The sequence below is a fragment of the Streptomyces sp. NPDC001270 genome (assembly GCF_042896695.1).
GTDB lineage: Bacteria > Actinomycetota > Actinomycetes > Streptomycetales > Streptomycetaceae > Streptomyces.
On the sequence record NZ_JBIAXM010000014.1, the window covers coordinates 185339 to 199966 of the forward strand.

Annotated in this window: 16 protein-coding genes and 1 pseudogene; 11 read left to right on the forward strand and 6 right to left on the reverse strand. The window is 71.0% G+C overall.

What is annotated here, in order from left to right:
- Positions 1-36: 36 nt before the first annotated feature.
- Positions 37-363 carry a DUF6343 family protein gene (locus ACFY2B_RS24325; RefSeq protein ID WP_390765179.1) on the reverse strand — a complete coding sequence of 109 codons (327 nt, stop codon included), beginning with the start codon at positions 361-363 and terminating at the stop codon, positions 37-39.
- A gap of 171 nt (positions 364-534) precedes the next feature.
- Between ACFY2B_RS24325 and ACFY2B_RS24330 the strand changes: the two genes are divergently transcribed.
- On the forward strand, positions 535-1458 hold the full coding sequence (locus tag ACFY2B_RS24330; RefSeq protein WP_390765239.1) for an acyltransferase domain-containing protein: 924 nt from the start codon (positions 535-537) through the stop codon (positions 1456-1458).
- A gap of 115 nt (positions 1459-1573) precedes the next feature.
- On the forward strand, positions 1574-2254 hold the full coding sequence (locus tag ACFY2B_RS24335) for a class I SAM-dependent methyltransferase (RefSeq protein WP_390765180.1): 681 nt from the start codon (positions 1574-1576) through the stop codon (positions 2252-2254).
- Between the two features lie 280 nt (positions 2255-2534).
- Here the strand turns inward: ACFY2B_RS24335 and ACFY2B_RS24340 are convergent, their stop codons facing one another.
- Complete coding sequence (locus ACFY2B_RS24340) at positions 2535-3008, reverse strand: RNA-binding S4 domain-containing protein (RefSeq protein ID WP_390765240.1); 474 nt, start codon at positions 3006-3008, stop codon at positions 2535-2537.
- 396 nt (positions 3009-3404) lie between these two features.
- On the opposite strand from ACFY2B_RS24340, the gene ACFY2B_RS24345 reads away from it, so the two are divergent.
- Complete coding sequence (locus ACFY2B_RS24345; protein ID WP_390765181.1) at positions 3405-4151, forward strand: uracil-DNA glycosylase; 747 nt, start codon at positions 3405-3407, stop codon at positions 4149-4151.
- 47 nt (positions 4152-4198) lie between these two features.
- Here ACFY2B_RS24345 and ACFY2B_RS24350 read toward each other — a convergent pair whose 3' ends face one another.
- Positions 4199-4672 (reverse strand): GNAT family N-acetyltransferase, encoded by a 474-nt coding sequence (locus tag ACFY2B_RS24350; protein WP_390765182.1) that lies wholly within the window; start codon positions 4670-4672, stop codon positions 4199-4201.
- Positions 4673-5080: 408 nt separating this feature from the next.
- Between ACFY2B_RS24350 and ACFY2B_RS24355 the strand changes: the two are divergent.
- The 5 genes and pseudogenes from ACFY2B_RS24355 to ACFY2B_RS24375 form a co-directional block, all read left to right on the forward strand.
- Positions 5081-5245: pseudogene (locus ACFY2B_RS24355) on the forward strand (nucleotidyltransferase domain-containing protein); the annotation flags it as partial.
- Positions 5246-5834: 589 nt separating this feature from the next.
- Positions 5835-6485, forward strand: coding sequence for a transposase (locus ACFY2B_RS24360; RefSeq protein ID WP_390765183.1), 651 nt, complete (start codon positions 5835-5837; stop codon positions 6483-6485).
- Positions 6482-6805, forward strand: coding sequence for a transposase (locus ACFY2B_RS24365; protein ID WP_390765184.1), 324 nt, complete (start codon positions 6482-6484; stop codon positions 6803-6805). The genes ACFY2B_RS24360 and ACFY2B_RS24365 overlap by 4 nt, the downstream gene beginning before the upstream one ends.
- 24 nt (positions 6806-6829) lie before the next feature.
- Positions 6830-7996 carry a cytochrome P450 gene (locus ACFY2B_RS24370; protein ID WP_390765185.1) on the forward strand — a complete coding sequence of 389 codons (1167 nt, stop codon included), beginning with the start codon at positions 6830-6832 and terminating at the stop codon, positions 7994-7996.
- Between the two features lie 111 nt (positions 7997-8107).
- Entirely contained in the window at positions 8108-8752 is a 645-nt protein-coding gene (locus ACFY2B_RS24375) for a DUF899 domain-containing protein (RefSeq protein ID WP_390765241.1), read from the forward strand.
- 133 nt (positions 8753-8885) lie between these two features.
- Here ACFY2B_RS24375 and ACFY2B_RS24380 read toward each other — a convergent pair whose 3' ends face one another.
- The 3 genes from ACFY2B_RS24380 to ACFY2B_RS24390 form a co-directional block, all read right to left on the reverse strand.
- Positions 8886-10754 (reverse strand): ABC transporter ATP-binding protein, encoded by a 1869-nt coding sequence (locus ACFY2B_RS24380; RefSeq protein WP_390765242.1) that lies wholly within the window; start codon positions 10752-10754, stop codon positions 8886-8888.
- Between the two features lie 322 nt (positions 10755-11076).
- Complete coding sequence (locus ACFY2B_RS24385; RefSeq protein WP_390765186.1) at positions 11077-11562, reverse strand: hypothetical protein; 486 nt, start codon at positions 11560-11562, stop codon at positions 11077-11079.
- A 53-nt stretch (positions 11563-11615) separates the two neighbouring features.
- Positions 11616-12266: an ATP-binding protein gene (locus ACFY2B_RS24390; protein WP_390765187.1), complete on the reverse strand. Its 651-nt coding sequence runs from the start codon at positions 12264-12266 to the stop codon at positions 11616-11618.
- A 210-nt stretch (positions 12267-12476) separates the two neighbouring features.
- Here ACFY2B_RS24390 and ACFY2B_RS24395 point away from each other — a divergent pair, with 210 nt between their 5' ends.
- The 3 genes from ACFY2B_RS24395 (at position 12477) to ACFY2B_RS24405 (ending at position 14523) form a co-directional block, all read left to right on the forward strand.
- Positions 12477-13337: a helix-turn-helix transcriptional regulator gene (locus ACFY2B_RS24395; protein WP_390765188.1), complete on the forward strand. Its 861-nt coding sequence runs from the start codon at positions 12477-12479 to the stop codon at positions 13335-13337.
- Positions 13337-13612, forward strand: a complete 276-nt coding sequence (locus ACFY2B_RS24400; protein WP_390765189.1) for a DUF397 domain-containing protein — start codon at positions 13337-13339, stop codon at positions 13610-13612. Before ACFY2B_RS24395 ends, ACFY2B_RS24400 begins: the two co-directional genes overlap by 1 nt.
- 101 nt (positions 13613-13713) lie before the next feature.
- Complete coding sequence (locus ACFY2B_RS24405) at positions 13714-14523, forward strand: SAM-dependent methyltransferase (RefSeq protein ID WP_390765190.1); 810 nt, start codon at positions 13714-13716, stop codon at positions 14521-14523.
- Positions 14524-14628: the final 105 nt, after the last annotated feature.

Sequence of the window (14628 nt, forward strand, 5' to 3'; positions counted from 1 at the left end):
GGACGGGCGGACGGGCAAATGGACGGGCGCGTGTGGCTAGGGGTGGCGGTGCCGCGGCGGACGCCCGTAGGACGGACGGCTCTGCGGCGGGCGACGGTAAGGGGGCGGGACCTCCGGTGGCGAGTACGGCGGCACGTCCCGGCCCGGCTGATAGTGCGGACCCTGCCGGATGTGCCTGAGGACCACGGCCATGTCGACGGTGGCCACCAGCCACAGCACCCCGCAGGCGGCGGCCCAGCCCGGACGCCCGACCAGCGCGAACACCGCCGTGCCGAAGACGGCCCAGACCAGCCCCCACATGCTCAGCCAGAACCGCGCCCGCAGCGCACTGCGCGCGGTCGTCGGTTCACTGCCCGTACGCATCGGATCACCACTCCTGCTTGCAACGTACTCTTCGACCCACGCCCCGACCAAGGCACACACGTCCGCTGGGACACGGACCTTTGGCGCTGAGACGTGGACGTACACACCGGCCAGGACGTACACATCGACCAGAACGAGACGCGAACGCCGTCCGGAGAGGGGAACCGCGTGGTGCTGCCCGCCGCCGAGGACCTGCCCGAGCTGCTGCTCGACCTGAGCGTGCCGCACGAGGACATCAACGAACTGGTACGCCTCCACCGCACCGTCACCGGTGACGCCGGCGCGCTGCGGCTCCTGGAGGAGTGCGTCGAGGACCTGGTCCGGGACATCGGTCTCCCCGGCCGTCCGGTGCGGCCGGCGGAGCGACTTGCCGAGGCACCGGCGCGGACGGGCCCCTACTTCCTGGCCTACGTCTTCCTCGGCGCCCTCCCGCACACGCGCGCGTACCACCGCGACCGCGGCATCCCGGCCGACGTCTCCCGGCGCACCCTCGCCGACCTCGGCCGGGCCATGGCCGTCCACCGCAGGCAGCACGGCCACGGCGGGGTACAGGCATCCGACTGGCTCGTCCGCCACTTCCGCGGCGCGCTGTACCAGCTCGGCCGGCTCCAGTTCGAGCGGACGGCGCTCGGGGAGCGGGCGGCGCACGAGATCACGGAGAGCGGGCAGCCGGTCTCGCCCGGTGACCCCACCCTCGCCCTCCACATCCCCGACTTCTCGGGACCACTGACCCCGGCCGCCTGCGACCGCTCCCTGGCGCGTGCACGAGAGTTCTTCACCCGGCACTTCCCCGAGGAACGGCACCGGATCGCGGTCTGCCACTCCTGGCTGCTCGACCCGCAGCTGAGGCGGTACCTGCCGGCAGACTCCAACATCGTCCGCTTCCAGCAGCGGTTCCGCCCCACCCACGAGGACACGGAACCGTCGGACACCGACCCCGTCCGGTTCGTGTTCGGCGACCCCGGCCTTCCCGTCGACGACCTCCCCCGACGCACATCCGTCGAGCGTGCCGTCGTCGACCACCTACGGGCGGGCGGCCACTGGCACCTCGGACACGGATGGTGCCCGCTGCACCCGGCACCGCCCCACACGTAGTTCCCGACGCTTCCCCACAGTTCCCGACCAGGCCAGAAGTACTCGAACGAGTGAACTAGCCCGCCCCAGGAACGGCCCAGCCACACCCACCCGTTGTTCGGGCATGACGGTCAAAATGCGAGACGGATACCAGGGAACCGGGCCCGGCGCGATCACTCCGGACGGCTGCGCCGTGGAGCTGTATTCACGCCTGCCGGTGAACAACGAGCCCGACATCATCGCCGCGGCCGTGCCCGCCGGAGCACACATCCTGGAGCTGGGCTGCGGTGTGGGACGCATGACGCACCCCCTGATGGAACGCGGGTTCACGGTCACCGCGGTGGACGAGTCCATCGAAATGCTGGAACGCGTCCGCGGGGCGCGCACGATATGCAGCCCGATCGAGGATCTCGACCTGGGCGAGACGTTCGACGTGGTGATGCTCGCGTCGTTCCTGGTGCACGCCGGGGACATAGAAGTACGGCGGGGTCTGCTGCGCACCTGTGCCCGGCACGTGGCGGAGGGCGGCAGCGTGCTCATCCAGCGGGAGGGCGAGGACTACCACACGAATCTGCCCCGGGAACGGGTCGACCCCAGCGGCTTCACGATCCGCATGGTCTCGGCCGAACCGGTCGGCGACGGGGTGAACTCGGTGGTCGCGGAGTACGTGTTCCCGGACGCGGTCTGGACACAGACGTTCCTGGCCCGGCCGCTGACGAAGGAGCAGTTCGAGGCCGCGCTGGCGGAGGCCGGGCTGGAGGTGGCCGAGTATCTGACACCGGACCGGGTGTGGGTGCGGGCGGTTCGGACGGCCTAGTGAGCTGACGGCACAGCTTCACCGGCTGACGGCTGTGCATGTCTCGCTCGCCTCGCCGGAGACCCCGGCCGCCTACGCCGCAGGCTCCGCTACGGTCTTCGACGCGTCCACCTCCGCCATGGCCTTCGGCGCCGCCGGCTCTGCCACGGCCTTCGGCGCATCCGCCTCCGGTTACACGTTCGGCTCGGCCGTCGCCGAGTCCACATCGGCGCGAAGACTCCGCGCCCGCATAACAGTGGGAGGGGGGCGGGAGGGGGAAGGGGGAGGCCCCCGGGTATGGCTAACGTGCTCCCGGAGGTCGGTTCCCCAGTCCCCGCAGGGCCCGTAGCCGTTCCAGTTCGCGGCGGTCGCGTTTGGTGGGGCGGCCGGTTCCGCGGTCACGCAGGCCCGCGGGGGCGACAGCCTCACGGGGCGGGGGTGGAGGCGAGTTGTCGACATAGCACTGAATCGCCACGGAGGCGCCGACCCGCTTGCGGATCAGGCGCTTGACGATGACGATCCGTTCCCGGCCCTCCTGCCGCAGCCGCACCTCGTCGCCGATACGCACGGAGTACGCGGGCTTCACGCGCTCACCGTTGACGTGGACGTGCCCACCACGGCAGGCGGTGGCACCCAGGGAGCGGGTCTTGATCAGACGCACCGCCCAGATCCAGCTGTCGATGCGGACGGTCTCGCCCTTGCCGGGGCCGGCCGCATCAGCGGCTGCGACCGCGGCGGCGACTTTGGGATCCGGAGCGTCGCCGGAGCCGGACACCTCAGGAGCTTCATCGGGCCCGGCGTCGGCACGCGGCCCGTGACCCTCGGCGGAGTCGTCGGCAAGGTCGTGGTCGGGGGCGCTCGCCCGCGTGTCCTGGCGGGCCTCCTCAGGGTCCGCGGGCCGGTGTCCGCCGGTGCCGGATCCGTCGGACGCCCGGGCCCGGCGGACAGCGGATCGCCCGCTCGCCGTCGGAGCGCCGGTCCCGCCTGCCGCGTGGTTCCTGTTCTCGACCGCGTCCTCGGAAGCCATGCCCCGACCTTAGCCCTCGGGACCGGGAGACATCGCAGCGTTTTCCGCGCCCGCCACCCGTCGGCCGGTCCACTCGGCCACGCGCCACTCCGTCTGTGCGTTCGTTGCGATGGGGCGATTTCTCGGCAGGCATACCGTAGAGGCATGGACAGCAGCGGTCTCGACGATCTCTACAGTCTCTACGGTGTCGACGAACTCGATGATCTCGGCGGTCTGGACCGTCGTATCACCGATTGCCGGGCCTGCCCGCGGCTGGTCGCCTGGCGGGAGGAGACGGCCCGCACCAAGCGCGCCGCCTTCAACGACTGGACGTACTGGGGTCGCCCCGTGCCCGGGTACGGACCGCCCGACGCCCGGCTGTTGATCGTCGGGCTGGCTCCCGCCGCGCACGGCGGCAACCGGACCGGCCGCATGTTCACCGGCGACCGCTCGGGAGACGTGCTGTATCAGGCGTTGTACGACATCGGGCTGACCTCACAGCCCACCTCGGTGACCGCGGACGACGGTCTGGAACTGTACGGCGTACGCGTCACCGCACCCGTGCACTGCGCCCCACCCGCCAACAAACCGACCCCCTCCGAACGCGACACCTGCCGCGCCTGGCTGGTCCGGGAACTGACGTTGCTGCGGCCCACCGTGCGGGCCGCGGTCGTGCTGGGCGCGTTCGGTTGGCAGGCCGCGTTGCCCGCGTTCGCCGAGGCGGGCTGGACCGTCCCCCGCCCCCGGCCGGCCTTCGCGCACGGCACCCGGGTGTCGCTCGGCGGTCTGGACCTCTTCGGCTGCTACCACGTGAGCCAGCAGAACACGTTCACCGGCCGGCTCACCCCCGACATGCTGCGGGACGTGCTGCGCGCGGCGGCGGACGCGGCCGGACTGCCCGGAAAGAAATAAGGGGACGGACCCGTCGCGGGACGGGGTCTACGCGCTGATCAAGCTGATCACGGCTGCCACACAAAGCGAACGTCCGGTTCCCGCTCCTCGTTCGCGCTGCCGTCCGTGAACTCGACGGCGACGAAGCCGTGCCGCTCGTAGAAACGGTGGGCGGGCTTGTTGACCTGGAAGGTCCACAGGGTGAGGCCCCCGGGACTGCGTTCCTTGGCCAGGCCGACGAACCGGTCGCCGATGCCGCGGCCCCGCCAGCCGGGGTCCAGATAGAGCTGGGAGAGCAACGTGCCGTTGAGCACCATCACCCCCACGATCCCGCTCCCGTCGGCCGCCTCGGCGACCCAGGTTTCCCTGAGCGGCACGACGACGTTCCGGAAATGGTTCCGGACGTCGTCGTCGGAGCGTGGACGCACGACCGTCGGCAGTGCGGCGTCGTAGGAACGCAGCCAGACGTCGGCGGCGGCGCGCGCATCGGATGCGACGGCCCGCCGCAGGACGACGTCGGTCACGCCGGCCCCGGCGCTCACGCCGGCATCCCCCCTCGATCGTGCTTCGTGCCGGGTTCGCCGACGACGGACGCGCGGCGGTGCCCGAGCGGCGAGAAGAGGGCGGGGACGGTGACCCACTGGGACACGGCGACTCCTGGCACGGGTGGTCGACTGAGGACGATCCGCCGATCATCCAGGGCCGGGTTCCGCATCCGCATCCGAATTATTCGGCTCGCACGTACGACCCACCACACATACGCTTCCCGCGACCTCCATCTCCATCGCACCGCCCACACCGGGCTGTACCGCATCCCGCCGCGACACAAGCCTCCACCCCTGTGCGCCGAACCACCCCACCACGCCCAACGCAACCCCACCCAACCTCATCTCGCACCACCCCGTACCGCCGCGTACCCCACCTCTGCCCCACCCGCCGGAGCCGCTTTCATGCTGTCCCAGCCCGACCAATCCGATCAGACCTTCCTGGACACCACCGCCGACCGCCTCGCCGCGCTCCCCGGTGTGTGTGCCGTGGCCCTCGGCGGCTCCCGGGCCCAGGGAACCCACCGTCCCGACAGCGACTGGGACCTCGCCGTCTACTACCGAGGCCACTTCGACCCCGCCGACCTGCGCGCACTCGGCTGGCCCGGCGAGGTGTCGGAGATCGGCGGCTGGGGCGGCGGGGTGTTCAACGGCGGCGCCTGGCTGACCGTCGACGGCCGTCGCGTCGACGTGCACTACCGCGATCTGGCCGTGGTCGAACACGAACTGGCGGAGGCGCGGGAAGGCCGCTTCCGAGTGGAGCCGCTGCTCTTTCACCTCGCCGGGATCCCCAGCTACCTGGTCGTCGCCGAACTGGCGGTCAACACGGTGCTGCGAGGTGAACTGCCGCGCCTCGGGGCCTATCCACCGAAGCTGCGTCGTACGGCTCCCGAACACTGGTACGCCACCGCCCGCGCCACCCTCGGCTACGCCAAGGCCAACCACGCACCGCACGGCCGTCTCACCGAGGTCGCAGGCGCCCTCGCCGTGGCCGCCGCCCAGAGCGCCCACGCGGTGCTGGCGGCACGCGGGGAATGGGTGACCAACGAGAAACGGCTGCTGGAGCGGGCGGGACTGCGCGCCGTCGACGACATCGTGACCAGGCTGCACGACGGTGGGCCCCACAGCGACGGGCCGCTCGGGGCTGGGTCAAACGCTGATGGGTCAAACGGCGTGCGCGATGACGGACCGGACGGCGATGCTCTCGTGGCCGGGATCGAGCGGGCCGAGGCCCTCTTCGAGGAGTCGGTCACGGCAGCTCGCGCTCGACCAGCTGCGGCGGCGCCGGGCCGGAGTGCCTGATGAGGTCGGGCATGTGTCCAAGATGCGTCCGGCGCTGGGGCTGCTGGACCAGCTGGCCGAGCAGGGGCTGGTGGTGCCGGTGATCGTGGCGGATGCAGGCTATGGCCGCAGTGTCTCCTTCCGGATCGAGCTGGAGGAACGCGGCTGTTCCTACGTGATGGCCGCGGATCCCAAGGAGATCGCCCGGCCCGTCACCGCCGGACCTCATCAGCCCGACTACGGCGGGCTGGGGCCGCCCACACTGTCTCGTTACCGCGAGTCCGCCCGGCCGCTTCCCGGTCTCGTCGAGGCTGGCGCCCTCTTTCGGGAGGTCACCTGGCGGCAGGGCAGCAAAGGCGTGATGACCTCGCATTTCGCTGTGCTTGAGGTGAGGCCGTCGGGAAAGGAAGCCACCCGAACCGCCCAGGAACAGGCGGCGGACGCAGCCGCTGGGACGGGGTGCTGCCGTTGCGGACTCTGCTGGTTGAGCAGCCCGACGCAGCGTCGGAGCCGACCGGATACTGGATGAGCAACCTGCCGGCCACCACCCCGATCGCCGACCTGGTGCGGTGGGCGAAGATGCGCTGGCGGATCGAGCACGACTACCGCGAACTCAAGCACGGCCTGGGCCTGGACCACTTCGAGGGCCGCACCTGGCGCGGCTGGCACCACCATGTCACCCTCGTCACCGCGGCCCGAGCCTTCCTCACGCTCAGGCGGCTCGGCCCCCCAGACGCCGGCCTGACCCTCTACCAGGTCCTCGACACGCTCCACGACCTGCTGAGGTGCTGGACCGGCATCTGTACCACCTGCGGTCGAACCCTGCCAACCAGCAGAAATAGAACCTAACGAAGCACTACTAGGCTGGAGCTCATGGATCTCGCGGACGGCCTGCTCGACCACCCCTACGACGTGTACCGCCGACTGCGCGACAGTGCGCCGGTCCACCGCATCACCGGCCCCGACGGCACCCCCGCCTGGCTCGTCACCCGCTATGACGACGTGCGGACCGCCCTCGCCGACCCCCGGCTCTCGCTCGACAAACAGCACGCCACAGCGGGCACCTACAAGGGTTTCTCCCTGCCGCCCGCGCTGGACGCCAATCTCCTCAACATGGATCCGCCCGACCACACGCGCGTGCGCCGACTGGTCGGCCGGGCCTTCACACCACGCCGCGTCCAGCAGTTGCGTGCACCGATCCGGCGCACCGCCGACGCGTTGCTGGACGCGCTCGGCCCGCACGGCAGCGCCGACCTCGTCGCCGCCTACGCCGCGCCCCTGCCGATCACCGTCATCTGCGATCTGCTCGGCATCCCCGACGAGCACCGGTTGGACTTCAGGGCCTGGACCGACGTCCTCGTCGCGCCCGATCCGGCCCGGCCCCAGGCCGGCAAGGAGGCGGTGGCGGCGATGCTGGGGTACTTCACCCGGCTGCTCGGCGACAAACGCGCGGACCCCGGTGACGACCTGCTCTCCGACCTGATCGCCGTCCGTGAAGCGGGCGACCGGCTGAGCGAGGACGAGCTGATGTCCCTCGCCTTCCTCATCCTCTTCGCCGGATACGAGAACACGGTGCAGCTCATCGGCAACTCGGTGCTCGCCCTCCTCACCCACCCCGCCCAACTCGCCGAACTGCGCCGGGATCCCGGCCGGCTGCCGAGCGCCGTCGAGGAGTTCGCCCGCTACGAGGGACCCGCCCTCTTCGCGATCCGCCGCTTCCCGGTCGAGGACGTGACGATCGCCGGGGTGACCGTGCCCGCGGGCGAGACGGTCTGGCTGTCGCTGGCCGCCGCCAACCGCGACCCCGCTCGTTTTCCGGACCCCGACCGCCTCGACCTCGGCCGCGACGCCACCGGTCACCTCGCTCTCGGCCAGGGCATCCACTACTGCATCGGCGCGCCGCTGGCCCGCGTGGAGACCGAGATCGCCCTGGCCGCGCTGCTGGAACGGTTCCCGGATCTCGCACTCGGCGACGGCGAGTTGCGCCGGCGCCGGTCGCTACGCGCGCGTGGCCTGGTCGCGCTCCCCGTGACCTACTGACCTCAGGGAACACGGGCTGCGAAAAAAATTTCCCGCGCGGCGATGAGTTCCGCCCCGCCCGTCGGTCACCACTGGGAAGGCAGCGTCGTGGCCGTCGTACAGGAGGAGTTCATGCGGTTACCGGAGGTCGTCTCGCGTGAGCAGTGGCGCGCGGCGCGGGCGGATCTGCTCGCCAAGGAGAAGGCGGTCACCCGCGCGCGTGACGTGCTCAACGCGGAGCGGCGCGCGCTGCCCGTGGTCGAGATCGACTCGGAGTACCTCTTCGAGGGCGGCGACGGCAAGGCGACGCTGCTCGACCTCTTCGAGGGACGGCTCCAGCTCATCGTGTACCACTTCATGTTCGCGCCCGAATGGGACGCGGGCTGCCCCAACTGCTCGGCATTCCTCGACCAGGTCGGACACCTGGCGCACCTCCACGCGCGCGGGACGTCGTTCGCGGCCGTGTCCCGGGCACCGTTCACCCGGATCCTGCCGTTCAAGGCGCGGATGGGCTGGACGCTGCCCTGGCTCTCGTCGTACGACAGCGACTTCAACCGTGATTTCGACGTGACCCTGGAGAGGGAGGGGCGGCTCGTCGAACGGCCGGGGATCAGCTGCTTCCTGCGGGAGTACGACCGGGTTTTCCACACCTACTCGGCGTACGAGGACGGGCTGGACGGGCTGGGCTCCGTCCCCAGCCTGCTGGATCTGACGGCGCTCGGCCGCACGCCCGAGGGCAGTGACCGCGTCCGTTATCACGACGAGTACGACTACTGACCCGGGACGGCGGGCCACCGACCTGGGACGTGGGCTGCTGACCCGGGCCGCCGAGCGGGCAGCCGACCTCGGACAGGACAGTGGGCTACCGGCCCAGGTCACCGGGCTGCTGACCCGGGCCGCGGACCGCGGGCTACTGACCCGGGACGGTGGGCGTGGGCAGCTTCGTCGTGAACTGCTCCGCCTGGAGCCCGTACAACTCGGCGTAGACCCCGCCGAGGGCGAGCAGTTCGTCCGGGGTGCCGGACTCCACCAGCCGGCCGTGTTCGAGGACGTGCACCAGATCGGCGTGGCGCACCGACGCCAGCCGGTGGGTGATCAGGACGACTGTCTGACCGCTGCCCGCCAGTGCCCGGATCTTCTCGAAGACCTCCAGTTCGGCGCGTGCGTCCAGGGCAGCCGTCGGTTCGTCCACGATCAGGATGCGCCCGCGCCGGTACGCCGCGCGGGCGATGCCGAGCCGCTGCCACTGGCCGCCGGACAGTTCGTGCCCGCCGCTGAAGTTCCGGGCGAGCAGCGTGTCCAGGCCGTGCGGCAGATCGGCGACCACCTCCTCCGCGCCCGCCTCGGCGACCGACGCGGCGAGCCGTTCCTCGGTCAGGGGCGCCGAGGAACGCCCGACGGCCACATTGACCCGGGCCGTGAACGGCCACCGCTTGAAGTCCTGCGCCACCATCGCGATCCGCTCGGCCAGGTCGTGCCGGTCGGCGGTCGCCGCGTCCACGCCGTCCCACAGGATCCGGCCCTCGTCCGGCTTGTACAGGCCCGCGAGCAGCTTGACCAGGGTCGTCTTGCCGGAGCCGTTCTCGCCGACCAGTGCCACGATCCTGCCGAGCGGCAGCGCGAGCGTGACGTCGTCGAGGGCGGGCCGGGCGGCGTCGCCGGGGTAGCTGAACGTGACGTTCTCGAACCGGACCTCCTTCGGGTCCTCGGGCAGCGGCCGGCCGCCGACCGGGATCGCCCGCTCGGCGGCCTCGACGTACAACCGCTGCAGATCGCCGACGAACAGGGCTTCCTCGTGCAGTTGGTTGATCTCCAGGACGAGGGTGTCGAGGCTCGCGGAGCCTGTGCGGATGGCGATCACTGCCGTGCCCGCCACGGACAGCGCCATCGCGCCGGTCAGCAGCAGCCCGCCCAGCGTCGCGTACGTCGCCACCGTCGCGAGGCCCGTCCAGGCCGCCGCGATCAGGCCGGTGCGGGCCGCCAGCCGGGCCAGCCGCTCCTGCTCCGCCTCCGCGGTCTCCGACATGTCCCGGAAGTGCCGCAGCAGGAACGGGCCGACGCCGTGCACACGGATCTCGGGGGCAGCCTCCGGCTCGGTGAGCAGATTGGCGATGAGATGTCCGGCGCGGGCGTGTTGCACCCAGGTGTGGAAGGACTCGTAGCGGCGCCGGGCGTTGGTCAGCGCGCCCCACGCGCTGGGCAGGGTCATGGTGATCAGCAGCGGCAGCAGTGCCGGGTGCAGCACGGTCAGCACGCCGGCCGCGGCGATCAGCGAGATCGCCGCGTTCACCACCCGCGTCCCGTACATGATCATGCGGCGGGCGGACTGGGCGCCGTACTGCGCGGTGTCCAGCAGTTTGTGGAAGGCGTGGTCCTCGATGGCGGACAGTTCCACGGCCGCCGCCCGCTCCAGGTACAGCTCGGTCGCCACCCGTTCCACCTTGGGTTCCAGGCGGCCGGTCGCGTACGTCGACGCGGCCCGCAGCAGTGCGGCCACCAGCGTCACCGCTGCCATGGCGATCAGGGCCGGCAGGGCGCCGCGCAGCCGTTCCTCGATCGGGCCTGTGCCGATCAGCTGTCCCAGCACGCTGTTGACGGCCAGCAGGCTGACCGCCTGGGCCGCGCCCCGGCCCGTCTCGGCGGCGAGCACCGTCCGCGCGGCGCGCGGGTCGGCCCGCCTGGCCAGCCGGAAACTGGACGCCAGCATTCCGGGCAGCCGGGTCACCATCGCCCGGAAGTCCAGTTCCAGGAAGGCGTCCCGGTGCTGGTTCCATCCCATGTCGTAGCGCAGCGGCCCGCCGAACAGCAGCCGCTCCGAATCGGACACCTCCGGTGTGATCCGATCGCGCGTCTTTCCCACCGACGACCTCCCCCGGACATGGACGGACGGCCACTATCGCGGGACCGTCCGCCGCCGGGCAGAGCGCGAACAGGGAGACAGGGAGCACGCGGGCGTACGCTGCCGCGGGCACACCGCGGCCGGGGTCTCGGCGGGCCGGGGCGGGCCGGGGCGGGCGCGCGTCCGGCGGATCGCGGCGGCCTGCGTCCGGATCCGGAGCCGGACCGGCGGCTGCACGCCGAGCGGGCCGTGCCGCCGGCGGCTAAGCGCTGAGCCGGCGGGACCAGTCCGGGGTGGTCCCCGTCACCCGGCACAGGGCCAGGTAGAGCGGGATCGGCGGGGTGTACGGGACGGTGTCGTCCGGCCGGTGGATGAGGCGGGTGGTGGAGGGGAGGCGCGCGCCCGGCGCATAGCGCACGGGGGCCGGCCAGACCAGCGCGTAGTCGGAGTCTGACGGCACGATCCACCACCAGTGCGACCCGTCGGCGTACACGCAGCCCAGCCGCGGCAGCCGCGGGACGACGAGCGGCCCGAACCGGGCGGGCACCGCGACCGCGTCGCAGCCCAGGGGTGTCGTCATGCCCTCGGGCAGCGCGAGCGGCCCGAGGGCACCGGTGGTACCCGGCGAACGCTGCTCACGCTGCAGGCGCACGAGGGTGTCGAGGCCGCGCACCTGGCCGGGTTGGCCGCGCACTGGACCGGACCGGCCGCCTCCGTGACCGGATGAGCCGTTCACTTGACCGGACATGCCGTACGTCTGACCGGACAGACCGCGTACCTGATCGGGTTGGGGGACACCGCTCACCGCCATTCGCGCCTCACAGACTGCCGTGTCTCCGGCTCGGACGTCCTGTGGTACTGCTTGCGCACCCGCTCCTCCTCGCCGGGACCGCGGGCGGTGCCCGGCTGCGGGCGGGCACCCCAGCCCAGGTCGTTGCGCGGATCGTCCGCGTCCGGGGCGCTGTCGGCCTGACGCGGCAGCTCGGCCCAGACCAGCAGGCCCGGCCCGTGTTCCTGGGCGCCCCAGGCCCGGCACATGGCGCCGACGAGAAGCAATCCCCTCCCGTGCTCCTCCTCCGACCGCTGCGAGGAAGGGTGGGGCGTACCGGGCGCGCAGCCCTCGTCACGTACCGCTATGCGCAGCACGTCGTCGTGGTCGTGCAGCTCGCACACCACCCGCCCGCTTGCCGTGTGCACGATCGCGTTGGTGACCAGCTCGGATATCACCAGGACTGCGGTGTCGCAGGTGTCCGCGCACACCGACCAGCCGGACAGCCGGTCCCGTGTCAGGCGTCTCGCCTGGGCGGGGGAGCCCGGATGTGCGGCAAGCTCGAACCGGAACCGGCGCTCGGCAGTGGCCTGACCTGCGGCTGCTCCGGCGTCGGCGCTCAGACCCGGTCGGTCTGCGGCGGCCTCTGCTCCTAAGGGCACGGACGGAATCACGCTTGCCACTATCGCCCCGCCGTGAACACTTGGCAAGTGTCACTATGAAAATTGCAGAGTGCTGTATGACTCGGTCGAGGGCCGTGGCACACTGCTCGCAACAGCACGGCCGGCGGCGCCAGTTCGGATCATCGGCGATTCAGTGGATCACCGATCGCTTCTTCGAATGGCGCCGCAGGGCTGTCCGGATTCATGCGTGTGCAGACGTGGAGGTGGAAGGTGAGCGAACCGCGGTCCGCGCCGACCGTGGGCCAGGTGGTTCTCGGCCGGCGCCTGCTGGACCTGCGGGAACGCGCTGGTCTCAAGCGCGAGGAGGCCGCTCACATTCTCCGGGTGGCCCCCGCCACCGTCCGTCGTATGGAGATGGCCGAAGTCGCCTTCAAGATCCCCTACCTCCAGCTCCTGCTGAAGGCGTACGGGGTCACCGACGGCGAGGCCGAGCAGTTCGTGCTGCTGGCCGAGGAGGCCAACAAGCCCGGCTGGTGGCAGCGGTTCCACGACATCCTGCCGGGCTGGTTCTCGATGCACGTCAGCCTCGAAGGCGCGGCCAGCCTGATCCGCTCGTACGAGCCGCACTTCGTGCCCGGCCTGCTGCAGACCGAGGACTACGCGCGCGGCGTCCTGGTGGCCGGAGCCATAGGGCAGGCCCAGCCCGAGGACATCGAGGGCCACGTCGCCCTGCGCATGCGGCGCCAGGACCTGCTCACCCGTACCGACGCGCCCCGATTCTGGGCGGTGATGGACGAAACCGCCCTGGTCCGCCCGGTCGGTGGTCCCGAGGTGATGCGCGCGCAGATCGACAAGCTGCTTGAGGCCGCCGAACTGCCCAACGTGACCCTCCAGATCGCCCCGCATGCCAACGGGCCCCATCCGGGCACATTCGGGCCTTTCGTGCTGTTCCGATTCGCCGTGTCGGAATTGCCGGACATGGTTTACAGCGAGTACCTGACCGGCGCCGTCTACCTGGACGCGCGCTCGGAGGTGGCGACCCACCTTGAGGTCATGGACCGCATGGCGGCGCAGGCCGCCACGGCACATCGCACCAAGGAGATCCTCCGGGATCTTCGCAAGGAGTTGTAATGGAACGTATCAAGCCCCAGCCCAAGTCGCTGCTCTTCGGGCAGCGGATCTACAACGGCATGCCCGCGCGCGAGCTGGGCAGCGAGGGCTGGCACAAGCCGTGGAGCGGCGGCAACGGAGGCAACTGTCTGGAAGCCATGAAGCTCGCCGACGGCCGGATCGCCGTCCGTCAGTCGACCGACCCGGACGGGCCGGCGCTGATCTACACCTCGGACGAGATGACCGCCTTCATCGAGGGCGCGAAGGCAGGTGAGGCGGACTTCCTGCTGCCCTGAACCCGGCTCGTTGATTTTTATCTGACTCGACTTCCCCCCTATGGGCACAGACTTGGTACGGACTTGATCATTCACCGCGTCAGACACTTATGGAGTGCCGTATGACCGGGCAGGACCGCACGGCCACCGAGATCGACACCAGCAGGCCACACCCCGCGCGCATGTACGACTGGTACCTCGGGGGCAAGGACAACTACCCCGTCGACGAGGAGATGGGCCGGCAGATGCTTGCACTCGAACCCCGGGTGCCGGTGATGGCCCGGGTCAACCGCGCGTTCATGCACCGGGCCACCCGCTGGCTGGCCCGGCAGGGTGTACGGCAGTTCCTGGACATCGGCACCGGCATACCCACCGAGCCGAACCTGCACCAAGTCGCCCAGGAGATCGCGCCCGACGCCCGCGTCGTCTACTGCGACAACGACCCGATCGTGCTGGCCCACGCGGCGGCCCTGCTGCGCAGCACGCCGAACGGTGTCACCGAGTACCTCCAGGCCGACGTGCGCGATCCGGCCGCCATCATCGAGGGGGCCAGGCCGATCCTGGACCTCGGCCGCCCCGTCGCGCTGTCTCTCGTCGCGCTGCTGCACTTCGTCTCCGACGAGGACGGCGCGCACGAACTGGTCGGCCGGCTGCTGTCGGAACTCCCTTCCGGCAGCTACCTGATGATGACCCACGCCACCGCCGACTTCACCCCGGAGGAGTCGGCGGCGGCCACCGCGAAGCTCAAGGGGGCAGGCGTGACACTCGCGCTGCGCTCCCGCGAGGAGTTCAGCGCCTTCTTCGACGGCCTGGACCTGGTCGAACCCGGGGTCGAGATCGTCCACAAGTGGCACCCCGAACTGGGTGAACCGGTCGCCGGTCAGGACGACGGCGTCATCCCCGGATACGGGGCGGTGGGGCGCAAGCCCTGACCACCACCGGTGGCCACCGACAACCCCCGGCACTTTCTGACGAGCTCTGAGGAAGCCTGCACGAACTCTGCCGAGCTCTGACTGAACGGCCGCATCGGCGGCGGT